The sequence below is a fragment of the Maritalea sp. genome (assembly GCF_047634455.1).
Classification (GTDB): Bacteria; Pseudomonadota; Alphaproteobacteria; order Rhizobiales; family Devosiaceae; genus Maritalea.
The window spans coordinates 1-22,544 of the sequence record NZ_JBLIAI010000046.1 but is presented as its reverse complement, the minus strand read 5'-3'; the positions used below and the strand labels follow the sequence as shown (position 1 = coordinate 22,544).

General features: G+C 49.4%; 20 protein-coding genes. 7 read left to right on the top strand and 13 right to left on the bottom strand.

The window, feature by feature from the left end:
• Window positions 1–46: 46 nt before the first annotated feature.
• From queA to gyrA, 6 genes are all read right to left on the bottom strand, one after another.
• Complete coding sequence (gene queA, locus ACJAZW_RS11465; RefSeq protein ID WP_415158189.1) at window positions 47–1,123, bottom strand: tRNA preQ1(34) S-adenosylmethionine ribosyltransferase-isomerase QueA; 1,077 nt, start codon at window positions 1,121–1,123, stop codon at window positions 47–49.
• Window positions 1,124–1,148: 25 nt separating this feature from the next.
• Entirely contained in the window at window positions 1,149–1,619 is a 471-nt protein-coding gene (locus tag ACJAZW_RS11460; protein WP_415158187.1) for a peptidylprolyl isomerase, read from the bottom strand.
• 350 nt (window positions 1,620–1,969) lie between these two features.
• Window positions 1,970–2,602, bottom strand: coding sequence for a peptidylprolyl isomerase (locus ACJAZW_RS11455; protein ID WP_415158185.1), 633 nt, complete (start codon window positions 2,600–2,602; stop codon window positions 1,970–1,972).
• A complete protein-coding gene (coaD, locus tag ACJAZW_RS11450) occupies window positions 2,599–3,090 on the bottom strand; it encodes a pantetheine-phosphate adenylyltransferase (RefSeq protein WP_415158183.1) in 492 nt (163 codons plus the stop codon). Before coaD ends, ACJAZW_RS11455 begins: the two co-directional genes overlap by 4 nt.
• Before the next feature lie 14 nt (window positions 3,091–3,104).
• Complete coding sequence (locus ACJAZW_RS11445) at window positions 3,105–3,731, bottom strand: LysE family translocator (protein ID WP_415158181.1); 627 nt, start codon at window positions 3,729–3,731, stop codon at window positions 3,105–3,107.
• A 32-nt stretch (window positions 3,732–3,763) separates the two neighbouring features.
• Entirely contained in the window at window positions 3,764–6,448 is a 2,685-nt protein-coding gene (gene gyrA / locus ACJAZW_RS11440) for a DNA gyrase subunit A (RefSeq protein WP_415158191.1), read from the bottom strand.
• A 370-nt stretch (window positions 6,449–6,818) separates the two neighbouring features.
• On the opposite strand from gyrA, the gene ACJAZW_RS11435 reads away from it, so the two are divergent.
• Both ACJAZW_RS11435 and ACJAZW_RS11430 read left to right on the top strand, forming a co-directional pair.
• The gene (locus ACJAZW_RS11435; protein ID WP_415158179.1) at window positions 6,819–9,026 is read left to right on the top strand and encodes an efflux RND transporter permease subunit; all 2,208 of its coding nucleotides are present in this window, start codon (window positions 6,819–6,821) and stop codon (window positions 9,024–9,026) included.
• Entirely contained in the window at window positions 9,023–9,559 is a 537-nt protein-coding gene (locus ACJAZW_RS11430) for a hypothetical protein (protein ID WP_415158177.1), read from the top strand. Before ACJAZW_RS11435 ends, ACJAZW_RS11430 begins: the two co-directional genes overlap by 4 nt.
• A 63-nt stretch (window positions 9,560–9,622) precedes the next feature.
• On the opposite strand, the gene ACJAZW_RS11425 is transcribed toward ACJAZW_RS11430, so the two are convergent.
• Window positions 9,623–10,108 carry a single-stranded DNA-binding protein gene (locus ACJAZW_RS11425; protein ID WP_415158175.1) on the bottom strand — a complete coding sequence of 162 codons (486 nt, stop codon included), beginning with the start codon at window positions 10,106–10,108 and terminating at the stop codon, window positions 9,623–9,625.
• A gap of 268 nt (window positions 10,109–10,376) precedes the next feature.
• Between ACJAZW_RS11425 and uvrA the strand changes: the two genes are divergently transcribed.
• From uvrA to trmFO, 4 genes are all read left to right on the top strand, one after another.
• Window positions 10,377–13,259 (top strand): excinuclease ABC subunit UvrA, encoded by a 2,883-nt coding sequence (gene uvrA, locus ACJAZW_RS11420; protein WP_415158173.1) that lies wholly within the window; start codon window positions 10,377–10,379, stop codon window positions 13,257–13,259.
• A gap of 273 nt (window positions 13,260–13,532) precedes the next feature.
• Window positions 13,533–13,682, top strand: coding sequence for a DUF1127 domain-containing protein (locus ACJAZW_RS11415; RefSeq protein WP_415158171.1), 150 nt, complete (start codon window positions 13,533–13,535; stop codon window positions 13,680–13,682).
• A 212-nt stretch (window positions 13,683–13,894) separates the two neighbouring features.
• A complete protein-coding gene (locus ACJAZW_RS11410; RefSeq protein WP_415158169.1) occupies window positions 13,895–14,044 on the top strand; it encodes a DUF1127 domain-containing protein in 150 nt (49 codons plus the stop codon).
• Between the two features lie 131 nt (window positions 14,045–14,175).
• Window positions 14,176–15,567, top strand: coding sequence for a methylenetetrahydrofolate--tRNA-(uracil(54)-C(5))-methyltransferase (FADH(2)-oxidizing) TrmFO (gene trmFO / locus ACJAZW_RS11405; protein WP_415158167.1), 1,392 nt, complete (start codon window positions 14,176–14,178; stop codon window positions 15,565–15,567).
• Here trmFO and ACJAZW_RS11400 read toward each other — a convergent pair whose 3' ends face one another.
• Genes ACJAZW_RS11400 through yajC form a run of 4 tightly spaced genes read right to left on the bottom strand, consistent with a single transcriptional unit; the run spans window position 15,568 to window position 19,733 of the window.
• Window positions 15,568–16,434 (bottom strand): phytoene/squalene synthase family protein, encoded by an 867-nt coding sequence (locus ACJAZW_RS11400; protein ID WP_415158161.1) that lies wholly within the window; start codon window positions 16,432–16,434, stop codon window positions 15,568–15,570.
• Entirely contained in the window at window positions 16,424–16,813 is a 390-nt protein-coding gene (locus ACJAZW_RS11395) for an Mth938-like domain-containing protein (RefSeq protein WP_415158159.1), read from the bottom strand. The genes ACJAZW_RS11400 and ACJAZW_RS11395 overlap by 11 nt, the downstream gene beginning before the upstream one ends.
• A 3-nt stretch (window positions 16,814–16,816) precedes the next feature.
• On the bottom strand, window positions 16,817–19,354 hold the full coding sequence (gene secD / locus ACJAZW_RS11390; protein WP_415158157.1) for a protein translocase subunit SecD: 2,538 nt from the start codon (window positions 19,352–19,354) through the stop codon (window positions 16,817–16,819).
• A gap of 31 nt (window positions 19,355–19,385) precedes the next feature.
• On the bottom strand, window positions 19,386–19,733 hold the full coding sequence (gene yajC / locus ACJAZW_RS11385; protein WP_415158155.1) for a preprotein translocase subunit YajC: 348 nt from the start codon (window positions 19,731–19,733) through the stop codon (window positions 19,386–19,388).
• A 161-nt stretch (window positions 19,734–19,894) separates the two neighbouring features.
• Between yajC and ACJAZW_RS11380 the strand changes: the two genes are divergently transcribed.
• Entirely contained in the window at window positions 19,895–20,761 is an 867-nt protein-coding gene (locus ACJAZW_RS11380; RefSeq protein WP_415158153.1) for an ATP-binding protein, read from the top strand.
• Between the two features lie 34 nt (window positions 20,762–20,795).
• Here ACJAZW_RS11380 and ACJAZW_RS11375 read toward each other — a convergent pair whose 3' ends face one another.
• Entirely contained in the window at window positions 20,796–22,172 is a 1,377-nt protein-coding gene (locus tag ACJAZW_RS11375; protein ID WP_415158151.1) for a peptidoglycan DD-metalloendopeptidase family protein, read from the bottom strand.
• 65 nt (window positions 22,173–22,237) lie between these two features.
• Window positions 22,238–22,544, bottom strand: a 307-nt coding sequence (locus tag ACJAZW_RS11370) for a protein-L-isoaspartate O-methyltransferase family protein (protein ID WP_415158149.1), incomplete at its 5' end; no start/stop codon positions are given.

Sequence of the window (22,544 nt, the reverse complement as noted above, 5' to 3'; positions counted from 1 at the left end):
GCACCATTGTTGGTGTTTTTAAGCTCAAACGAGAATTCTTGTTGTGTCATTTCTGTTCCCGAAACAAAAGCGACGCGTCGCCAAATGAATAGAATCGATAATCATTATCGATCGCATGTTTGTAGGCATTTTGCATAATTTTGATGCCAGAAAACGCACTGACCAACATGAATAGTGTCGATTTTGGCAGATGAAAGTTGGTCATCAAAACGTCAACAGCATTAAACTTGTAACCTGGGGTGATGAAAATGTCTGTTTCGCCACAGAAAGGTTTGAGGTCGCCGTCAAATGCAGCCGTTTCCAACACACGTAAGCTGGTTGTGCCGACTGCAAATAATCGGCCACCTTGTGAGCGACATGCATTTATTCGTGCAACAGTTTTCGCACTCAAATCGCCCCATTCAGCGTGCATTTTGTGGTCAGCTGTATCTTCCACTTTGACTGGAAGGAAAGTCCCTGCCCCAACATGCAGTGTGACATAGTCAATTTCAATGCCTTTGGCCGCTATCTTGTCGAGCAATTCATCGGTGAAGTGCAAACCTGCGGTTGGTGCTGCGACTGCTCCATCATGCTGAGCATATACAGTTTGATAATCGGTGTCGTCTTGGACATCGTGGGCGCGTTTTGCACTGATATAGGGCGGCAAAGGCATTGCACCACGGGCCTTTATCGCTTCATCAAGCACTGCCCCAGACAATTCAAATCGCAGCAGAACTTCGCCTGCGTCGCCTTTTTCCTCACACACCGCATATAATGGGTCGATGCCATCAACCTCAAATGCAACTTGTTCGCCGATTTTTAGCTTTTTGGCCGGACGTGCAAAAGCTCGCCAAAGATTTGGCTCATCGCGTTTGTGCAGGTTTATCGTAACCTTGGCAACGGCATCGCCTCGCGTTCGTTTACCTACCAGTTCAGCGGGCAAAACGCGTGTGTTGTTTGCAATTAAGATATCGCCAGGTCGCAAAAAATCCAGCAGGTCTTTAACCAGGTGGTCGGACGGCGGTTCGCCACCCGACATTTTGCTTGGATCAATCACAAGCATGCGCGCGCTATCGCGTGGCACTGCTGGGTGCAATGCCACACGTTCTGCGGGCAGTTCAAAATCGAACTGATCGACACGCATTTTGTGATCCAGTATTTGTTAAATGTTAGTCAGCGGCGACGCGCATGGACAAAATCTGGTCAGGGTCAGAAACAGGCTCACCTTTTTTCAAAGTGTCGACCACTTCCATGCCGTCGGTTACTTTACCCCAAACAGTGTATTGTCCATCCAGAAATCCTGCATCACCGAAGCAGATAAAGAACTGCGAGTTTGCTGAATTTGGGTCCATTGTACGCGCCATGGAACATATACCACGTGTGTGCGCAGTATCGCTGAACTCTTGAGGAATATCTGGTTTGTCTGAGCCGCCAGTACCTGTACCCAAAGGGCAACCAACTTGCGCCATAAAGCCGTCAATCACACGGTGAAACACAATACCATCGTAAAAATTTTCACGAGCAAGTTCTTTGATACGCTCAACATGCTTAGGCGCAACGTCTGGATACATTTCGATGACGACGCTGCCTTTTGACGTTTCAAGCAACAATGTGTTTTCGCGATCTTTGATTTCGTCCATGTTAAATCTCCTTTGTTGCCGACTACTTATACGGCCTTGCGCTGCCCGGCTAGCCCCATTTTTTGACTAGGGTCTGAACTCAATTGAGAAATGATCTGGACAGCCGTTCAGTTTTGATCAGATTTAGGCGAAATGGGCCGAATTGACTTGCTGCCAATGAGGATATTTCAACAACAAACTGGCAAAATTGAATGCTGCCCATCGGGCTATGTGCAAAACAGGCTGCTTCAGCGTCGAAAAGCCTCACCGATATGAAAATCGCTTTCGTTTCTCTCCTCAAATCAGTCTATTTTGCACCCAATCCAGACCTTTTCTCAATTCAGTCCAGACCCTAATTGGTCGCATCTTGATCAGCTGGCCAACAGTTTGAGGGAAATCATCTTGTCGGGTTCGCTAACAATCCCGTTTTGACCCGCACCTCTTTTGATTTGATGGATGTATTCCATGCCCTCACGAACATATCCAAGCACTGTGTACTGGCTGTCAAGAAAGCGTGCATCGTCAAACGTGATGAAGAACTGAGAGTTGGCAGAATCAGGATTTTGGCTGCGCGCCATGCCAATTGTACCGCACTGGAATGGCGTGTCCGTGAACTCGGCTGGCAAGTCGGGCAAATCAGAACCGCCCATACCGGTGCCGGTGGGATCACCAGTTTGTGCCATAAAGCCATCAATCACCCTGTGAAATACGATACCGTCATAAAAGCCCTCTTTGGCAAGCGCCGTCAGACGTTCAACATGTTTTGGTGCAAGATCGGGGCGCAGTTCGAGCGTGACATTTCCTGTTTTGAGTTCCAGCTGCAGCATCACCGGCACAACACCGTCAGGGGCGGCTGGCGTTTTACACGCTGCATACTCCACGGGTTCGATAGGCGTTGGCGCTGAAACCTGAAAATTAACATACAGCATATAGCCGACAAAGGCCAAAAGCCCCACAACCAAGAGTGAAACGACTAGATTATTCTTTTTAGGAGCTTCGCTCATTTTTCCGCCAAAAGTTTGAGAACTGCAGAGGGAACAAACGCTGAAATATCGCCGTTCATTTGGGCGATTTGCCGTACCAAAGTGGCTGAAATATGTCGAACGTGAGGGCTTGATGGCACAAAAACAGTTTGTTGATCCGGTGCCATTTGGGCGTTCATGCCGACCATTTGCATTTCATAGTTATAGTCAGTGGTATCGCGCAGGCCGCGAATAATAATGTTCGCCCCAACATCGCGCGCCGCTTGCACCATAAGGCTGTCAAACGTGACCAGCTCTAGTTCGGTATTATTGCGCGCCGCAATTGGACCAGTAGTTTGCTGCAAGAGCGCAAACCGTTCTTCCACGGTGGTGAGCGGCGTTTTTGTGGGATGAACCCCGACGCCAACAATCAATTTGTCGACCAAACGACATGCGCGCTCAATAACGTCAAGGTGCCCATTGGTGACCGGATCGAAGGAACCAGGATAAAAGCCAACTTGTTTTGCCATAGAATTCTCTTTTTTTAAACTTTGCGTTGCAGCGCCAACCACGTACCACCAACGATCAATAATGATCCTGAAATCTTATTCACAGTGGACAAACGCTGCTGTGTTAAAAACTTACGTGTGTTGCCAGCGGCTACAGCATAAATGCCATCAAAAACGGTGAAAACCAACATTGTGATGAGGCCAAGACCAATCACTTGCGGTGCAGCGGCAGCGCTGGGTTCAATAAACTGCGGTAGAAACGCGCCCAAAAACAACAATGCCTTTGGGTTCGACATTGTGACCACAAATCCCTGCACAATCGATTTGCCCACTCCCTTTACAGATGTCTTATCATCAAAAGAAAGCCCGCTGCGGTTCGTGATCATCTTGAACCCGATCCATAGCAAATAGGCTGCGCCAACAAGTTTTACCCAAAAGAAAGCCCAGCTCATAAAGCCAATGACGGCCTGGAGCCCCAATGCGACGACAATGACCATCAAGAATATCGCGATCTGAGCGCCGAGCACTGTTAACAAACCAGCAATTGGGCCCCTCGCCAACGCGTTTGCCACAATCAGTGTGACTGTGGGTCCTGGCACGATCGCCAGAAAAAAACACGCTGAAATGAATGCGACTAAAGCTGATGGTTCCAGCAAGATCATCCTATTGTTCCTCGTTCAAAAGTTGCCAGCGCTCAACCTTCGCTTGTGGGGTCGCTGTCGTTGCCTTCAGAAGTACCTTCATCAACTTGATTTTCGTCATCGTCTTCAGGTTCGGGTTCCGAAATGCGCTCAACAGAAACAACCTGCTCGCCTTTTGCGGTGTCAAGAATTGTCACGCCTTGGGTCGCCCGGCCGGCAATCCTGATGCCATCCACTGGCACACGGATCAGCTTTCCGCCATTGGTCACCAGCATGATCTGATCATCGTTCTCAACCGGGAACGAAGCAACGATTTCGCCATTACGCTCGCTCATGGCCATTGCTGTGATGCCCTTACCACCGCGACCAGTTTTGCGATATTCGTAAGCCGAAGATCGTTTGCCGAACCCATTTTCTGAAATCGCGAGAATGAATTGTTCTGCCGCGCTCATGGCCGCATAGCGTTCTTGGTCGATTTCAGCAGCGCTCATTGCCTCGCCGTCTTCGGCTTCGCTTGAATCGCCTTCAATCAATCGGCGCAGTTTCAGATATGCTGTTCGCTCATCTGCAGTCGCATCGAAATGGCCAAGGATAGACATAGCAATAACTTCATCACCTTCTGCCAACCTGATCCCGCGTACACCAACGGAATTTCGGCCCGCAAATACCCGCACTTCGTCGATGCCAAACCGCATGGCTTGGCCCATTTTTGTGGTCAACAGCACATTGTCCCGTGGCGAACAGGTTTCAACGCCAACGATGCCGTCGCCATCGTCAAGTTTCATGGCAATTTTGCCATTTCGGTTGACTTGAACAAAGTCCGCAAGCGAATTACGGCGAACTGTGCCGCGAGTTGTCGCGAACATAATGTCGAGATCCTGCCAAGTTGTCTCGTCCTCAGGCAATGGCATGATCGATGTGATCCGCTCGCCGTCTTGCAATGGCAAAATGTTGATCAATGCTTTGCCGCGTGAGCTTGCTGACCCCACTGGCAAACGCCAAACTTTGAGTTTGTAGACAATCCCACGAGAAGAAAAGAACAGTACCGGTGTGTGCGTATTGGCTATGAATAGTCGTGCGACAAAATCCTCGTCGCGTGTCGACATGCCAGAGCGGCCCTTGCCGCCCCTGCGTTGCGCGCGGTAAGTGGATAATGGAACACGCTTGATGTAGCCCGTGTGCGAAACAGTGACGACCATCTCTTCACGTGCGATCAGGTCTTCATCATCAACGTCGCCCGCAACGTCCAAGATTTGCGTGCGTCTTGGCGTACCAAAACGGTCCCGAACGTCGATCATTTCAGAACGGATGATGTCGACAATCCGTTCGCGCGAACGCAGAATATCAAGATAATCTTTGATTTCTTCGCCCAATTTGTTCAGCTCATCGCCAATTTCATCGCGGCCAAGTGCTGTAAGGCGTTGCAGGCGCAATTCAAGGATTGCGCGAACTTGTTCTTCTGACAACAAGTAGGTTCCATCATCGGTCACCCTATGACGGGGATCATCAATCAACTTGATCAACGAATCAACTTCGTGCGCTGGCCATGCACGCTCGAGCAGACGTGCGCGTGCAGTGGCTGGATCCGGTGACGTGCGGATGATGCTGATCACTTCATCAACGTTTGCAACAGCAATAACCAAACCTACCAAAATATGGGCGCGGTCACGCGCTTTGTTGAGTAAGAATTTCGTACGGCGGCTAACAACGTCTTCGCGGAAATCGACAAACGCTTTCAGAATTTGACGCAAATTGAGCTGCTCTGGCTTACCGCCATTCAGCGCTACAAAGTTGCAGCCAAACGAGGTTTGCAATGGCGAGAACCGATAAAGCTGATTGAGCACCACATCCGCAAATGCATCGCGCTTCAGTTCTATAACGACGCGCATGCCGTTTCGGTCAGATTCGTCACGAATGTCAGAGATACCTTCAATACGTTTATCACGCACCAATTCGGCAATTTTCTCGATCATCGTCGCTTTGTTCACCTGATATGGAATCTCGGTGATGATGAGCGCTTCGCGGTCTTTGCGGATTTCTTCGGTGGTCACAACACCACGCATCAACACTGAGCCACGCCCGGTTTCATATGCCGAGCGAATACCGTGGCGGCCAAGGATAATGCCAGCAGTTGGAAAATCTGGACCCTGAACGATTTCCATCAATTCTTCAGTTGTAATTTCAGGATTGTCCATAATGGCAATGGCGCCATCAATCACTTCGACGAGGTTGTGGCTTGGAATATTGGTCGCCATGCCAACGGCGATACCGCCCGAACCATTGACCAAAAGATTGGGGAACCGCGCCGGAAGAATCGTCGGTTCGCTTTCGGTATTATCGTAGTTGTCTTTGAAATTCACCGTATCGCGGTCGATGTCTTCCAGAATCATCGTTGTCACGCGTTCCATGCGCACTTCTGTATACCGCATCGCAGCTGGCATATCCCCATCGATGGAACCAAAGTTTCCTTGGCCATCAATCAAAGGCAGGCGCATGGAGAATTCTTGCGCCATTCGCACCATCGCGTGATAAATCGCGGTATCGCCATGTGGGTGATATTTACCGATTACATCGCCAACGACGCGCGCCGATTTCCGGTACTGCTTGTTCCACTCGTAACCGTTTTCATGCATCGAATAAAGAATCCGACGGTGAACTGGTTTCAATCCATCACGGACATCAGGCAATGCACGGCTCACGATCACGCTCATCGCGTAGTCGAGATAAGAACGGCGCATTTCATCAGTTATCGAGATTAATGAAATGTCTGAGCCTGAAGGTTCGGACGGGTTTTTGTCGATTGGTTTATCGCTCACAATGATTTTGTTCTTCGTTGCGTTAATTGGTCGTTTGTTTTTAAGTGATTCCTCGCTCTGTGGCCAATCAGAACGTGCGTTTGCCAACAAGCGAAGCGCTTTTTAGCGCATAAAGTACCTTCTGGATCGCGATTCTTACAAAATGAGCGCAAATATGCTTTCGTCCAGTAGACAATTTGGGTTTTTTTCGCCTAGCTAATGATCAACTGCCGCCAAAATTGGCGGCTTCATGTGTATTGGGGATGAGAATTTGTCGATTGGCTTTGGTTTAGAGCGTATTGGAACGCTCACAATGCGGTATCCAAAAATTGCCACCGCATTATTAGTTGCTTTCACCGCTTTGTCCCTCTTTCAAATTCCCAATGTCTCTATAGATGGCGATCTGCTGCGCCTCTACAAAAACTCAGGCACCTATTACGACACCTATGTCGAAATCGGGGACACTTTTGGCACGTTCGAAAATGACGCCTATTTGCTGGTTAAGTCGAACCAGCTCACGGATCCCGGTGTCATAGAGACATTGCGCGAGTTTGCGTTGGAACTAGAGCTCAACAGTTTCGCCCGCGGCACCCTTTCGCCGTTTTCTTTACGAAAACCAACCGCAGACGATGGTGTCACCCGACCTGCAGTCCCCGAAGACATGACTTCTGCGGCCGAAGTCGTAACCGCGCTCGAAGATTTGCGACAGAACGACCCGATGATGCGCAATCTGATCGTTGAGGACCTCACAGGCATTGTGATGCTGATGTTCCCAGATTCGGACGCTTTAAAAGAACGCGGCGAAGACGTTATGATCTCGGAGTTGCGCGAACTGATGTCTTATTACGAGGATGAGCGTTTCACCATCCAACTAACGGGTCCACCATTGTGGAAAGCTGAATTGCTAAACGCCAGCAAATCAGACCAAATCAAGTTCACCCTGGCTGGGATTATATTGGGCTTTTTGACCGCGTTCTTGGCCTTTCGGACGTTTTGGGGGGCGGTTCTTGCAACACTTACACCATTCATTTCCGTGGTGTGGGTTGTGGGGACAGTTACCATGCTGTTCGGGTCCTTCACATTCTTAACGAACATTTTGACCGCGCTGGTGCTGGTCATCGCTTTTGCTGAAAGTATGTTCTTTTGCTTCCATTGGCTGCGGCTGTCGCGCGAAGGAATGGAACATGAGGACGCAATCCGCGAAACCATAATTCGTGTTAGCCCAGCTTGCGCCCTGACTTCAATCACAACCGTCATCGCATTTTTGTCGCTCGCAGTTACGCCAAGCCAAGGCATTTTCGAATTTGCAATTACAGGTGCACTTGCGATTCCGCTGGCGTTTTTGGCGCTGGTCACATTTTTACCGCTGGCGTTACGTTTCGCGATTAAACTGGGTTTCAAGCCAAAACAAGCGCCCAGCGTTGCGTTGACCGCTGTCATTCCAGGACTAACCACACTTGCCAATCGGTTCGGAAAACCAATTGCCGCACTGACGATCGTTGGTTTTTTCGCCATGATTTACCCACACACTCAGCTGCAACCAAGTTTCTCCTTTCAACAGTTTTTGCCCAAAAAGTCTGAAGCGATGGCAATATCTGCAACGATTGACGAAGGTGTTGGGGGCGTTGCCCCGCTTTACGTCGCGTTCCCGCTCTATGATGGGGATCCAAATGTATCTGACGCTGACTTTGTTCGCATGGAAAAGGTGCATAATGTCATGCAGGATGTATTTGGCGACGGTAAGGTCATTTCCGCAGCCAGCTTCACCCATTACAATGATGCAGGGTTTTCACGGCAGCAGATTTTTGATGCAGTTGGGCCCTTTATGAAACGTCGCTTTATTACCGATGAAGGTGATATCGCCATGGCGACGTCGTTTGTGCCGACAGGGCTAACATCCAAAGACGTTCGAGAGCTGGTAGAGGAAACGCAAGCAAAGCTTGAAAATGCAGGCATTACAGACGCAAAGATTTCGGGATTCCGAGTTCTTTCTGCCTATGAAAGTGTCAAAATGATCAAGCGCTTACAGGACGGTCTGTCAATCGCCGTGGTGTTCTCGATTTTCATCATCGGCATCGCCTTCAGATCGTGGCGCATCGCACTTATCTGTATCATTCCAAATTTTGCACCCATTTTGGGCACCGAACTTTACCTTTGGGTATCAGGTGCTGGGTTACAATTGACCACGGTGATCTCTTTAACGATTGCATTTGGTATTGCGGTGGATGATACAATTCACTTTATGAACCACTATGTTAGAGCCCGAGAACAGGGTTTCAATCATCGTGAAGCGGTAGACCGAACGTTGGAACGCGTTGGACCTGCACTGATTGCAACCACCTTGATTCTATGTGCGGGGACAACTGTCATTATTTTCTCGGTGTTGCCACAAGTTGCCCTTTTTGGCGCGCTAGTTGTACTAACACTGGTTTTGGCTTTGATGGGCGATTTAATCATTCTGCCTGCATTACTGGTCGCCGGGGGGCGCTATATGAAGAATTTTGGAGAGCAAAAAAAGTGAAGATCGCAAAAAAAGTGACAAAAATAGGCATTGCAGCCCTAGCAGCCGTTTCACTAATTAGTTCAGCATTACCTGCATTTGCGGCGAAAGCTGACTTAGATCTCTTGCAATCTTATGTGGGTGATTGGCGCGGGAAAGGCCAAGCCAAGCTTGCATCGACTGGCGAAAATGAGACTGTATTGTGCAAAATGTCCTTTACTGAATCCAGTCAAACTAAGATTGGTTTGGACGGCAAATGCTCACTTGCGGGCTCAACGCTTTCTATGCGCGGGACAGTTGGTTATGTGGCCGATTTGCGTCGGTTTGAAGCTGTTATGTCTTCAAATACAAGCTTTCAAGGCGTCGCCGTGGGCACACGCTCTGGCAAAAATCTCTCGTTTTCGTTGGACAATGTGAAGTCGGAAACAGATGATGCGTTCGACATTGCTGTGTCCCTGAAATTGAACGGTGGTGAAATCAATGTCCGATTTGATATCATACACAATGCCAGCGGCGGCAAATCGGTGGCGATTATACCATTCAGCAAACGATAGCTTTCAAATTGCAATACAAAAGGCCGCCCATTGGGCGGCCTTTTTATTGAATATGGCCGAAGCCTAGAATGGAATATCGTCGTCCATCCCACCTGAATCAAATGCGGGAGCGCTGGCCTGCGGACGTTTACCGCCCCCGCCCGCGTCATTTGAGCGAGAACCGCCACCATAGCTACTGCCACTGCTGTCGTTATCGCTGCGACCGCCAAGCATTGTCAGCGTGGAGTTAAAGCCCTGCAATACAATCTCGGTTGAATATTTGTCATTGCCGTCCTGATCCTGCCACTTGCGGGTTTGCAGCTGACCCTCAATATAGACGGTGGACCCTTTGCGCAAATATTGCTCTGCCACACGGCACAAACCTTCAGAGAAGATAACGACACGGTGCCACTCTGTCTTTTCACGTTGTTCGCCGGAGTTCTTGTCGCGCCACCGCTCGGATGTCGCAATTCTTAGGTTGACGATCGGACGACCATCTTGCGTGTTGCGCACTTCGGGATCAGCGCCCAAATTGCCAACCAATATTACCTTGTTTACGCTACCTGCCATCTTGTCGTTCCCTTCATTTTACTTCTGCAGCAAACCAGATTGGTCTTACCAGATTTGCCGGATCACATTTTTGTCGTATCTTATGTACACATCATCGTTCAATCTTGAAGAATTGATTGTACGTCATCCACAAGCCACTTGACGACGCTACCCATGTTCTATTTATGTTCTTATGAAATCAAATGCGAGTCAATATCGCGCAATCTAAAACCACTTGAGTTGTACTCTAAGCAATCGGTTGCGCAATCACCGTTACGGAAAGTTCAATATGTCAAAATCTTCGTCCCTAAATCGCGACATTGTTATTCGTGGGGCCAAAGAGCACAATTTGAAGTCGGTTGATTTAACGCTTCCACGGGATCAACTTATCGTCATGACCGGACTTTCCGGATCAGGCAAATCATCACTGGCATTTGACACAATTTACGCAGAAGGACAACGCCGTTACGTCGAAAGCCTCTCGGCATATGCGCGCCAATTCCTTGAGATGATGCAAAAGCCGGACGTTGAACAGATCGACGGGCTTTCCCCCGCCATCTCTATTGAGCAGAAAACGACGTCACGCAACCCACGTTCCACGGTGGGCACCGTCACTGAAATTTACGACTATCTTCGCCTGATGTATGCGCGGGTTGGTATTCCTTATTCTCCGGCGACGGGCTTACCCATTCAAAGCCAAACTGTCACCCAAATGGTCGACAAAGTGTTGGCGCTCGAAGCAGGTACGCGGCTCTATTTGTTGGCACCAATTGTACGAGGCCGCAAGGGTGAATATAAAAAGGAACTTGCAGGTTTGATGAAGCGCGGCTTTCAGCGTGTCAAAATTGACGGCGAGTTCTATGAAATTGCTGATGCACCCGTGCTGGACAAAAAAATCAAACATGAGATTGAAGTTGTGGTTGATCGGTTGGTCGTTGGACCTGAACTGCAATCCCGCTTGGCTGAAAGTTTTGAAACAGCACTGCAACTTGCTGACGGTTTGGCGATTGCAGAATTGGTTGCAAAGGAAGGCGAAAACGAACGCCTGGTCTTTTCAGAGAAGTTTGCCTGCCCAGTTTCCGGCTTCACTATTGAAGAAATCGAGCCACGGTTGTTTTCATTCAACAACCCATTTGGGGCCTGCCCCACTTGCTCTGGTTTGGGAACCGAAGCGAAAATGTCGCCCGACTTGGTTGTGCCTGATGATTCTAAGAGTTTGAGGAATGGGGCGATCTTCCCTTGGTCCAAGACCTCGGCACCCTACTACATTCAAACTTTGGACGCAGTTACTAAAGCATACAATGCATCACTTGATACGCCGTGGGCAGACTTGCCCGACGAAGTTAAGCATGCTGTGCTTTATGGAACCGATGGCCAAAAGATCGTGTTCGTCTACGATGATGGGCTGCGTTCATATAAAACAGAAAAGCCTTTTGAAGGCGTTATTGGCAATTTGGAGCGCCGCTACCGCGAAACTGAATCTGCGGGCATGCGTGAAGAAATCGAGAAATACATGTCGCGCGCACCTTGTGACGTGTGCGATGGCAATCGCTTAAAGCCAGAAGCCCTCGCCGTGAAAATTAACGGACTTCACATCAGCGATGTGTCCAAAAAGTCCATTCGAGAAGCCCATGAATGGTTCACCGCATTGAGCGCACACCTTAGTCCAACACAGTTGGAAATCGGCGAGCGGATCATGAAAGAGATTCGTGACCGGCTTAATTTCCTTGTCGATGTTGGATTGGACTATCTGTCATTGTCGCGAAATTCTGGCACACTTTCAGGTGGAGAGAGCCAACGGATCAGATTGGCCTCACAAATTGGCTCCGGTCTAACCGGCGTGCTTTATGTTTTGGACGAGCCGTCAATCGGCTTGCATCAACGCGATAATGCAAGGCTTTTGGAAACACTTCGACGTTTACGTGATTTGGGCAACACTGTGATTGTTGTTGAACATGACGAAGATGCCATAATGACAGCCGATTATGTTGTTGATATTGGCCCTGGCGCCGGCATTCACGGCGGTCAAATCGTTGCCCAGGGTACACCCGATAAGATTATTGGAAACAAAAACAGCATCACCGGCAAATATCTTTCAGGTGAATTGGGTGTAAAAATTCCCGCAGAACGGCGTCCATTGTCAGACACACGCCGCATTAGAATCACAGGCGCGACAGGTAATAATCTCAAAAACGTGTCAGTGGATATTCCGTTGGGCGCGTTTGTGGCTGTGACTGGAGTTTCTGGCGGCGGTAAATCGACACTATTGCTGGACACGATGTACAAAGGCATTGCCCGAAAGCTGAATGGTGCGCGGGTCACACCGGCCCCACATGATCAATTGCTGGGCCTTGAGTTTTTGGACAAGGTCATCGACATTGATCAGAGCCCAATTGGGCGCACACCGCGGTCTAACCCCGCGACCTACACTGGCGCATTTACTCCGATCCGCGAGTGGTTTGCCGGATTACCGGAAGCAAAAACCCGCGGCTATGCCCCAGGTCGATTTTCATTCAATGTTAAAGGTGGCCGGTGCGAAGCTTGTCAGGGTGACGGTGTCAATAAGATTGAAATGCACTTTTTGCCCGATGTTTATGTCACGTGCGACACGTGCAAGGGCAAACGCTATAACCGCGAGACCCTTGAGGTGATGTTCAAAGAGAAATCAATTTCCGCCGTTTTGGACATGACTGTTGACGAAGCAGTCGTTTTTTTTGCGGCTGTACCATCAATCCGCGACAAAATGCTGACATTGCAACGTGTGGGTTTGGGCTATGTCAAAGTCGGACAACCAGCGACAACGCTTTCAGGCGGGGAAGCGCAACGGGTAAAACTCTCAAAAGAGTTGTCGAAACGCGCGACAGGTAGAACGCTTTACGTGCTTGATGAACCCACCACGGGTCTCCATTTTCACGATGTGGCGAAACTACTTGAGGTTTTGCATGAGCTTGTTGATCAAGGCAACACCGTTGTGGTGATTGAGCACAATCTTGAAGTCATCAAAACAGCAGACTGGATCATCGATCTTGGACCCGAGGGGGGCGATGGTGGTGGCGAGATCGTTGCCGAGGGGGCGCCCGAAGATATTATCGGCGTGAAGCGCTCACATACCGGCCGTTACCTTAAAGACTTGCTTGAACGGCGGCCCGGGCAGCGCGTAGCCGCAGAGTAGTTAGAATTTGCAGTATTATGATCGTGGCGCGTTAACGTGGCGCGTTCCTGTGTCTGCAATGAACTCGTGCGCGTCAAACCCGCCAATCGGTTCAGGGAAGTTAAATTCCTCCTCCCGGGCGACGCCATAAATAATGCGCTGCTGTAACATGTTAACTAGCCCTGCACTTTGTGCATGGGTGATGCTCGATAAAGTGCCCTACTCAACCTGCTACAGCGGACCTATATGAGGGTCATCAAACAACAACCAACGCATTCAACAGGAGATTTGATCATGGCTTTGGGAAACACACTACGCCGCTGGGCTTCTTACCGTAAAACTGTTCGTGCATTGAATCAACTTGACGAACGCGGTCTCAATGACCTCGGCATCAACCGTGGCGATATTGCCGCTGTTGCGCGCTCACAAGCAGAACGCATCTAACGGTTTTGATTGGTCAAACGACCGACAATGTACACACGAATACCCGTCCTTCATCATGAAGCGGCGGGTTTTTTGTTTTAAGTTCAATGTCTTATAATAAGCTATGCAAAATACGCATAATCGAACTGCAAAGAATCTATCTACTCATTTCCCCAAGTTAGAGTTACATTCTGGTCAACAAATCAAACACACACTTATCAAGGAGATGAGCAATGGACCTCGGAAAAGCATATCGTCGTTGGGCTTCTTACCGCCAAACAGTTCGTGAATTGAGTGCTCTGGATGATCGTGAATTGCATGATCTGGGCATTGCACGCGGCGAAATTATGCCGTTGGCACGTGAGCAAGCTTCTCGCATCTAATGCGTGACACAAAGATCAATATCGGCATGTTCGAATTTAGACACCCGCACTTCAAATGAAGTAGCGGGTGTTTTGTTGTTTGACTGCATTTCTTGTTGCCCCAAATGCGCAATAAATGTATGTGCGAACCTATGACAAATTCTTCAAAAACTATTCATATTGTTGGCGGTGGGCTTGCTGGTTCGGAAGCGGCTTGGCAGGCGGCACAGATGGGCGCAGATGTTGTGCTGCACGAAATGCGACCTGTGCGCAAAACCGATGCACATCAGACGGACGGTCTGGCCGAATTGGTTTGCTCAAACAGTTTTCGATCTGACGACCATGAATATAATGCGGTTGGCTTGCTGCACGAGGAAATGCGCCGCTGCAACTCGATTATTATGCAAACAGCAGATAAGCATAAATTGCCAGCTGGTGGTGCGCTTGCCGTCGATCGTGACGCATTTTCACGTGCAGTCACCACAATGCTCGAGGCGCATCCCAATATCAGCATTGACCGTAATGAAGTGGCTGGTTTACCGCCTAAAGAGTGGGAGAATGTTATTCTTGCCACAGGCCCGCTGACCTCACCTGCCCTTGCACAAGGCATTCAGTCGATCACCAATGCAGATTCATTGTCATTTTTCGATGCTATCGCACCAATCATCCATAAAGACTCGATCAACATGGATGTGGTTTGGGCCCAATCTCGTTACGACAAAGCAGGTCCGGGCGGCACTGGGGCTGATTATTTGAACTGCCCGATGGACGAAGAACAATATAATTCGTTCATCGACGCGCTACTGACTGGTGAAAAAACCGAATTCAAAGAATGGGAAAATGTTCCCTATTTTGACGGGTGCCTCCCCATAGAAGTCATGGCAGAGCGTGGACGTGAGACGTTGCGTTTTGGCCCCATGAAACCGGTTGGTTTGACCAACCCGCGCAACCCAACTGTGAAATGCTACGCTATTGTTCAGTTGCGGCAAGACAATGCTTTAGGCACACTTTGGAACATGGTTGGATTTCAAACCAAGCTCAAATACGGCACCCAAGCTGACATTTTGCGCATGATCCCTGGACTAGAAGACGCACAGTTTGCCCGTCTTGGTGGCCTTCATCGCAACACATTCCTCAATTCACCTGAATTGTTGGACGAACAACTCAGGCTCAAAGCCGACCCACGCCTTCGATTTGCTGGCCAAATCACCGGTGTGGAAGGATATGTTGAAAGTGCAGGGCTGGGACTTGTGGTGGGCCGGCTGGCTGGTGCTCAATCACTTGGCCTTGAAATGATGCCACCACCAAATACCACGGCCATGGGCGCACTGGTGCATCACATAACCGGTGGGCATTTGGCCGATGAAACCAATGGCATAAAGTCATTTCAACCCATGAACGTAAATTTTGGTCTGTTTCCGCCCGTTGAGATGCCAAGAAAGCCAGAAGGTCATATTGGCCGTTGGCGCGGACCAGATAAATCAAAGGCTAAAAAATTGGTCATGACGACCCGCGCTTTAGAAGACTTAAAGGCGTGGGTGTAATCAGTTTTTCACCGAATAGACAAACATAGCGATCAGCTTGCGCAGGTCGGACCGTCCTGCCCCAATAAGAAACGGGTTATCGGTTCGCTTGTTCAAGAAACGTAGTTGTGCACGCACTATTGCACTATCTACAAAGGCGGGGCGCACATTTTTGGGCAACAGTTTAATGGCAGCTTGTGCTTGGGCCAGATGTTCTTCGGCGGCCTGAAGATGCGCCGCCATTGCCTGACGCATGGCTTCTGAGTTCTGGCCAGCCAAAATCACTTTATCATCGACACCAAATGACTGAAACACGCTGTATGGCAGAAATATCTTGCCATTAGAGCTGTCACGACCAAAAGCAAGAATGGCATTCACATAGGTTGATGCAACGCCAAGATGTCCAGCAGCGTCTGCGTAAAGCGCGGGATCTGCATCTTTGCTGCCCAACGCCATCGCGATGAATTGATATAGGCATGCGCGGGTTTCGCCCGAATAACCCTCGAATTGGTTCACGTCCGACATCGGATCGCTGTAAAGATCAAAACGATGCGCTGCGATCATGCGCTTAAGCGGAATAATTGGAAATTGATGTTTTTCAATTGCATCCAGCAGGCAACTGGCAATTGGATTTGAACGAACTGCGCCGTGACCCTGCCCGTCGAGCGCATCGTGCCACCATTGCAGACGAATTTCGCCCGGCGTTGGTTCGGAAACCCGATGTTGCACGATCCGCAACTCTGCGGCAAACGCCAACAGTGCCTGCGCATCTGCGCGCACCGCTTCGGGAATGAACAGCGTTACCAGATAATCATTGCGGGAAAGTTTGTTGAGTTCGTCGGCAACATGAGTTTGGTTTTTAACTTCTGGCATTGTATTATTTGGCACGTTCTACTGCAATCAAACCTGCAGAAACAGCCCTTTTTTCCGCCATTAGCACGTTGTATGTGCGCACTGCGGCACCTGTACTCATCGGCTCTATGATGATATTGCGCTCACGGAATTGTTGCCGGATTTCTTCATCAAGAAATGCAATGTCGTTGCCGGTGCCGAGCAGAAAAACATCAATCTGGTCATGCAGTTCAAAAACCGGGGAAAAATCCATGTTTTCAAGCGCCGACGATTTTGAGACCGGCCATTTGTGCATTCCTGTAGGCAAGCACAATAAAGAACCAATGTGGGACATATCATCAAACCGGAACCCACCGTTGCCATAGGCATCGATGGGTACCTGATATTTGTAATGTCCGTCAGCGATTTCTGTCACAGCCTATACGGACGCGCCATCAGCGCGCTGTTCTTTCTTTTCGATATCTGCACGTGAGGTCAATTTAAGTTGGATCAAAATTGGCGCAGCGACAAAGATCGAGGAGTAAGTACCTACAAGCACGCCCCACGCCATCGCAAAGGTAAAGCTGCGAATAACCTCGCCACCAAAGGCAACCAAAGCGGCCAACGCAAGAATTGTGGTCACCGAAGTTAGGATTGTTCTGGACAATGTGTGATTTATCGACATGTTCAATAGGTCAGAAATCAACATCTTCCTATATTTGCGAAGATTTTCGCGCACGCGGTCATAAACAACCACAGTATCGTTCAGTGAATAACCAACGATGGTCAAAATGGCAGCGATGGACGCCAGATTAAATTCAAATCCAGTTATCGAAAACATGCCAATGGTCAGGATAACGTCGTGCACCAACGCCGCCACAGCGCCCAAGGCAAATTGCCATTCGAACCGCATCCAAATGTAGCCCAAAACCGCAATAATGGCAGCAATAACAGCCAGCGTGCCTGTTTGCGCAAGTTCACCTGAAACCGTTGGGCCCACCACTTCGGTGCGGCGATCATCATAGTCAGATTCTATTGCACCAATAACAAGCTTCACAGCGGCTTGCTGAGCAAGATCGCCGCCTTCTTGGGTTTCAATCCGAATGAGGACATCTTTGGTGTTACCAAACTCTTGGACCTGAACATCGCCCAAGCCAAGCGCTCCAACTCGCGCACGAATGTCAGCAATATCTGCGTCGCCAACAATCGCTTGCACCTCAATAGAGGACCCGCCCTTGAAATCGATGCCAAGATTCAATCCTTTTGTGAAGAATAGCCCAAGCGATCCTGCAATAAGGACAGCGGAAAATGCAAACGCAATCGTTTTGCGCGCCATGAATTTGAAATCCGTATCATCAGGCAACAATTTCAGAAGATGAATTTTCAACTCTTTTGGACGACGCCATGCGAACCAACGCGCAATTTGGAATTGCGTCAAAAGGTAAGCGGTAAACATTGTCGTCAAAATACCAATGGCCAGGGTAATCGCAAAACCGCGGATTGGACCCGAACCAATGAAAAACAGGATGACGGCCGCTATGAGTGTGGTGACGTTGGCATCCACGATTGTGGCGAATGCCCGTTTAAATCCAGCTTCAATGGCCTGAACCACAGAACGGCCCGCCCGCTTTTCCTCGCGAATACGTTCGTAAATCAACACGTTCGCATCAACCGCCATACCAATGGTCAACACGATGCCCGCAATACCTGGCAAAGTAAGCGTGGCGCCGAGCATGGACAGAACACCCATGACAAGGAAAATATTGATAATCAAAGATATGTTCGCGAACAAGCCGAAAACGCCATAGGCAGCAAACATGAAGCCAATCACCAAAATACCACCAAAAAGTCCAGCAATTTGACCCGCTTTCACACTGTCTGCGCCAAGGCTTGGGCCAACAGAACGCTCTTCAATGATATCAAGCGTGGCGGGCAAAGCACCTGCCCGCAGCAACACCGCAAGATCGTTAGCACTTTGTGCGGTGAAGTTGCCTGTAATCTGCCCAGAACCGCCCGGAATTGAAGACTGTATTGTTGGCGCCGTAATGACTTGATTATCCAGCACCACAGCAAAACGTTGACCAATATTTGCCCCTGTCAGCTCAGCAAAAATAACCGCACCGCGCGTATCGAAACGGAAGGTAACGATAGGCTGGTTAGTTTGAGGGTCAAAGCCCGGCTGAGAATCAACCAAAGATTCTCCACCAATGGACACATCTTCCATCAACAGCTCTTCGCCACCATCTTGGCTTGGCAAAATAAAGGTGCCAACTGGCAACCCCTGCACGAGTGCCTGCGCAGCTGTAATTGTGGGATGAACCATATGGAAAGTCAGGCGTGCAGTTTGTGAAATCAGTTCTTTTAAGCGCTGGGAATCATCAAATCCTGGAACCTGCACCAAAATTCGGTCTGTACCTTGGCGCTGAATAGTTGGTTCAGTCGTGCCCAATTCGTCGATCCGACGCCGAACGACCTCAATTGACTGGGCGACCACAGACGAAAGACGTTCTTCGATGCCCTCATCGGTCAATTGCATGGTCAATTTGCCGTCGGCTGTTTCGCCGAAACTGATTTCCCTGACACCACCGATAACACCAATGACATTGGAGATGGGCACGTCCAGTTCTTGCAAAGCAGTTTTGGCTTGCTCAAACTGAGTTTGGTCCGTCAGTTCAATTGTAAGCAATGTGCCTTCGGTACGAATGATGTGGCCGATGGCATTGTCGTTGGCAAGCAATGAACGCGCCTCGCGGCGCAGCTCTTTGACACGCTCTGTTACAAGCTCCTCTTTGTTCACCTGTAGCAGCAAATGTGAACCGCCTTGCAAATCAAGACCGAGAACAATTTGCTGTTTTGGCATCCAATCAGGCAACGCAAAAATTGTTTGCTGCGATACAAAATTGGGGAAGGTAAACAAAATACCTGCCAAAGACACAATCAGTATCAATGCGGTACGAAGAGGAGAGAATTGTAACATAGCGGATCAGATCTTCTTGTCTGTTAGCTGACTACTTCTTGTCAGTTTTGTTGTCGTTCACAGGTTCACCTTTGGTGCGCACATCGGCGACCATTGAGCGAACGACTTTTACACGAACGTTTTCCGCCAATTCAACTTCCAACTCAGCGCTGTCGTCTTTCACACGGACAACTTTGCCAACTAGTCCACCGCTCGTTACAATTGTGTCGCCACGACGTATGGAATCGAGCAGATTCTTTTGCTCTTTCACGCGTTTTTGCTGCGGACGGATAATCAGGAAGTAGAAAATTGGGATAATCAACAAAATTGGCAGCAAGCTTGTCAGATAGTCTGTGGCGCCGGGTGCGGCTGCTTGTGCAAATGCTTGTGTTACAAACATACGGATACTCCTTAGGTCGACTTTTAATCCGCAAACAAATCCACTAAATGGGATCAGGTCGGGTGGTCGCGTTGTGGTCTCAGATCGTGCGGGAATATATAGGCGCAAATTCGCAAATGCAAAGCCCAAACGGGGCTTTTCCTGCAAAGATTGGATATAAAATGAAAAAGAAACACGCGCTTTTGGATATTGCACGCTCCCTTGCGGTGTTGGCAGGTCGTGATTTGAACCAAAAAGCTGAGTTGACAGATGCAAATGCCTACCAATGGGATGGGCAAAACCAAAATCTTTTGCCAATTACTCTGGTAAACTATGTGGACTTGGCGTTGTTGCTGGGCATTGATAATCAAAAGTCAATTCTTGCGCGTAACACGGAACAGTTTGCACGCGGGCATGGTGCCAATAACGCCCTCTTGTGGGGCGCAAAGGGCATGGGCAAGAGCTCCATTGTCAAAGCTCTACATGCGGACATTCTCAATCAGGCCAAGCAGGACACAACTTTGCAGCGTCTGATACTCATTGAAATTCATCGTGAAGATATCCAAACCATGCCCTCATTGATGCGATACGTATCCGGGCTTGAAGCACAATTCCTGATCTATTGTGATGATCTCTCCTTCGATAAGGATGAAATGGACTACAAAGCCCTTAAATCCGTTTTGGATGGTGGTTTAGAGGGGCGTCCGGCTAACGTATTATTTTATGCCACTTCAAACCGCAGACACTTGATGCCCCGCGATATGGTTGAGAATGAAACACGGGCCGCTATCCATTCGCACGAAGCAATTGATGAAAAAGTATCCCTTTCGGATCGCTTTGGATTGTGGCTGGGCTTCCACAATTGCGATCAAGCAACATATCTGCAAATGGTAAGCCACTATTGCGAGCATTATGGGATCAGCGCATCCCAAAGCGAATTGCAATCTGGGGCCATTGAATGGGCTGCAACGCGCGGCGCGCGTTCAGGCCGTGTTGCCATTCAGTTTGTTCGCCAGCTTGCAGGCAAAAAGGGCCGGTCCCTAATCTAGGACCAGCCCTTTTTGCGTTTTCAGATTCGAATGTTTAACTTGCGAGCAACAGCATTGGGTCAACCGGCGTCGCACCTTTACGCAGTTCAAAGTGCAATTGTGGCCTGCTCACCGCACCGGTCATGCCTGCTGTACCGATAGAATCGCCCCGTTCAACCCCAGCCCCTTTGGCAACTGTGATATCTTTGAGGTGTGCGTATGCGGAAACGTAGCCATTGCTGTGCTTGATCAAAACAAGGTTTCCAAAGCCTTCAACAGCACTCCCCACATAAATGACTTCGCCATTTTCTGTGGCGCGCACGGACGTTCCTTCAGGCACCTCAATATTCAAACCAGTATTTTTTGAAGCGCGGAAGTCGGCAATGACACGCCCTTTAACCGGCCAGCGGAAGGAGCCGGTGGCCGTTTTGGGTGTTGAAACGACGGGTGCCGCAACTTCTACGGGGTCAACTGAGGCTGTTGTTAAGACTTGCTGCGCGGCCAAAGGCTTAACTTGCTGCACTGGCGTAGACGCTTGCTTTGTTTTTGTGCCGCTTGAGGCAGCCGCTGCCAAATTTGCAGGCCGTGCGATCGGCGTCGGCACAACTTGCGCCTGCTCATCAAGTCGCGCGGGCACCAATGTGCCTGCTGGGACGCTCGCCGGTGGCATTGTAGCCACCGCCACTTTGAGTGAAGTAGGAGGCGCTACCGGGCTTGTTGGTGCGTATTTTGGTGCAACCGTGCCAGGTCGACCAGGAATAATAACGTCCTGACCGACAAATATTTTATCGGGCGACGCCAAACCATTCGCCGCAACGATGGAATCTGTTGTCACGTCATATCGACGTGCAATCGCATAAAGCGATTCGCCTGCTTCAATTCGGTGCGTAAACGCATTGTCTGGCACCGCGCGTGGCGTCGCGACGATGCCCGCAGTTGCTATTTGGTCGATTTTCGGTGCTGTGTTGAGATCAACCTCAGCAAGAGATGGCATTGCGGGCATTGACTGGGTACTCGCTACTGGATTTGGGGTTAAAATGGGCAATGCTTGGCGAACAATTTGTGGTTGTTGCACAGCGTTTTGCCCAATGGTGGAGGCAACCTGAACCTGTGAGTTTACGCCCGAATTGAACGGGTCTCTTGCGTTGATATCTTGATTGTTATTTGGCCCAATTGATGCACCGGGAATATATCGTGCTCGCGAATTGGATGCGCTCAAATACTGGCCGGATGGTGGCAGCTGCGTCGCTGCGACTGCATCTGGCATGGCTTGGGTGAGATCGGCATTTGTTGCACTATTTATGGAGGCGGTGGTTAGCGGTGCTGCAAACCTGCTGCTGGCCGTGCAACCGGCAAGCAGGGCCGAAAAAGACAATGCGCCAATGATTGCAACTGAAGACTTAAAAGCCCCTGACCGAAACCGGATACTCATGTGCTAACTCTTACTCAATACACTACAACGCTTTTGAGTATAGATGCGTTAAGGTAAAGGGGAGTTTAAGGCGCTGTACTTTTTCCTTGTATCAGTGCTGGAAGTCGAATATCGCCAAGCTCGGTGAAGTCGAGTTGGCCTTCGGTCTTAACAATACGCGTAATCCTTTGAACGGATTTTGGCTCCCCAATTGCTGCCACAAGCGCGCCACCTTCTGCCAATTGTTCAGTAAGTGCGCTTGGTAGTTCTTTCACAGATCCCGTAAGGAGTATTCTTGGAAACGGGGCCTGGTGAGACCAACCCAAAAGGCCATCATCGTTGTTTTCGATGATATTTGTGAGATTAAACTGTTTCCAGATTTCGGTAGCTCTG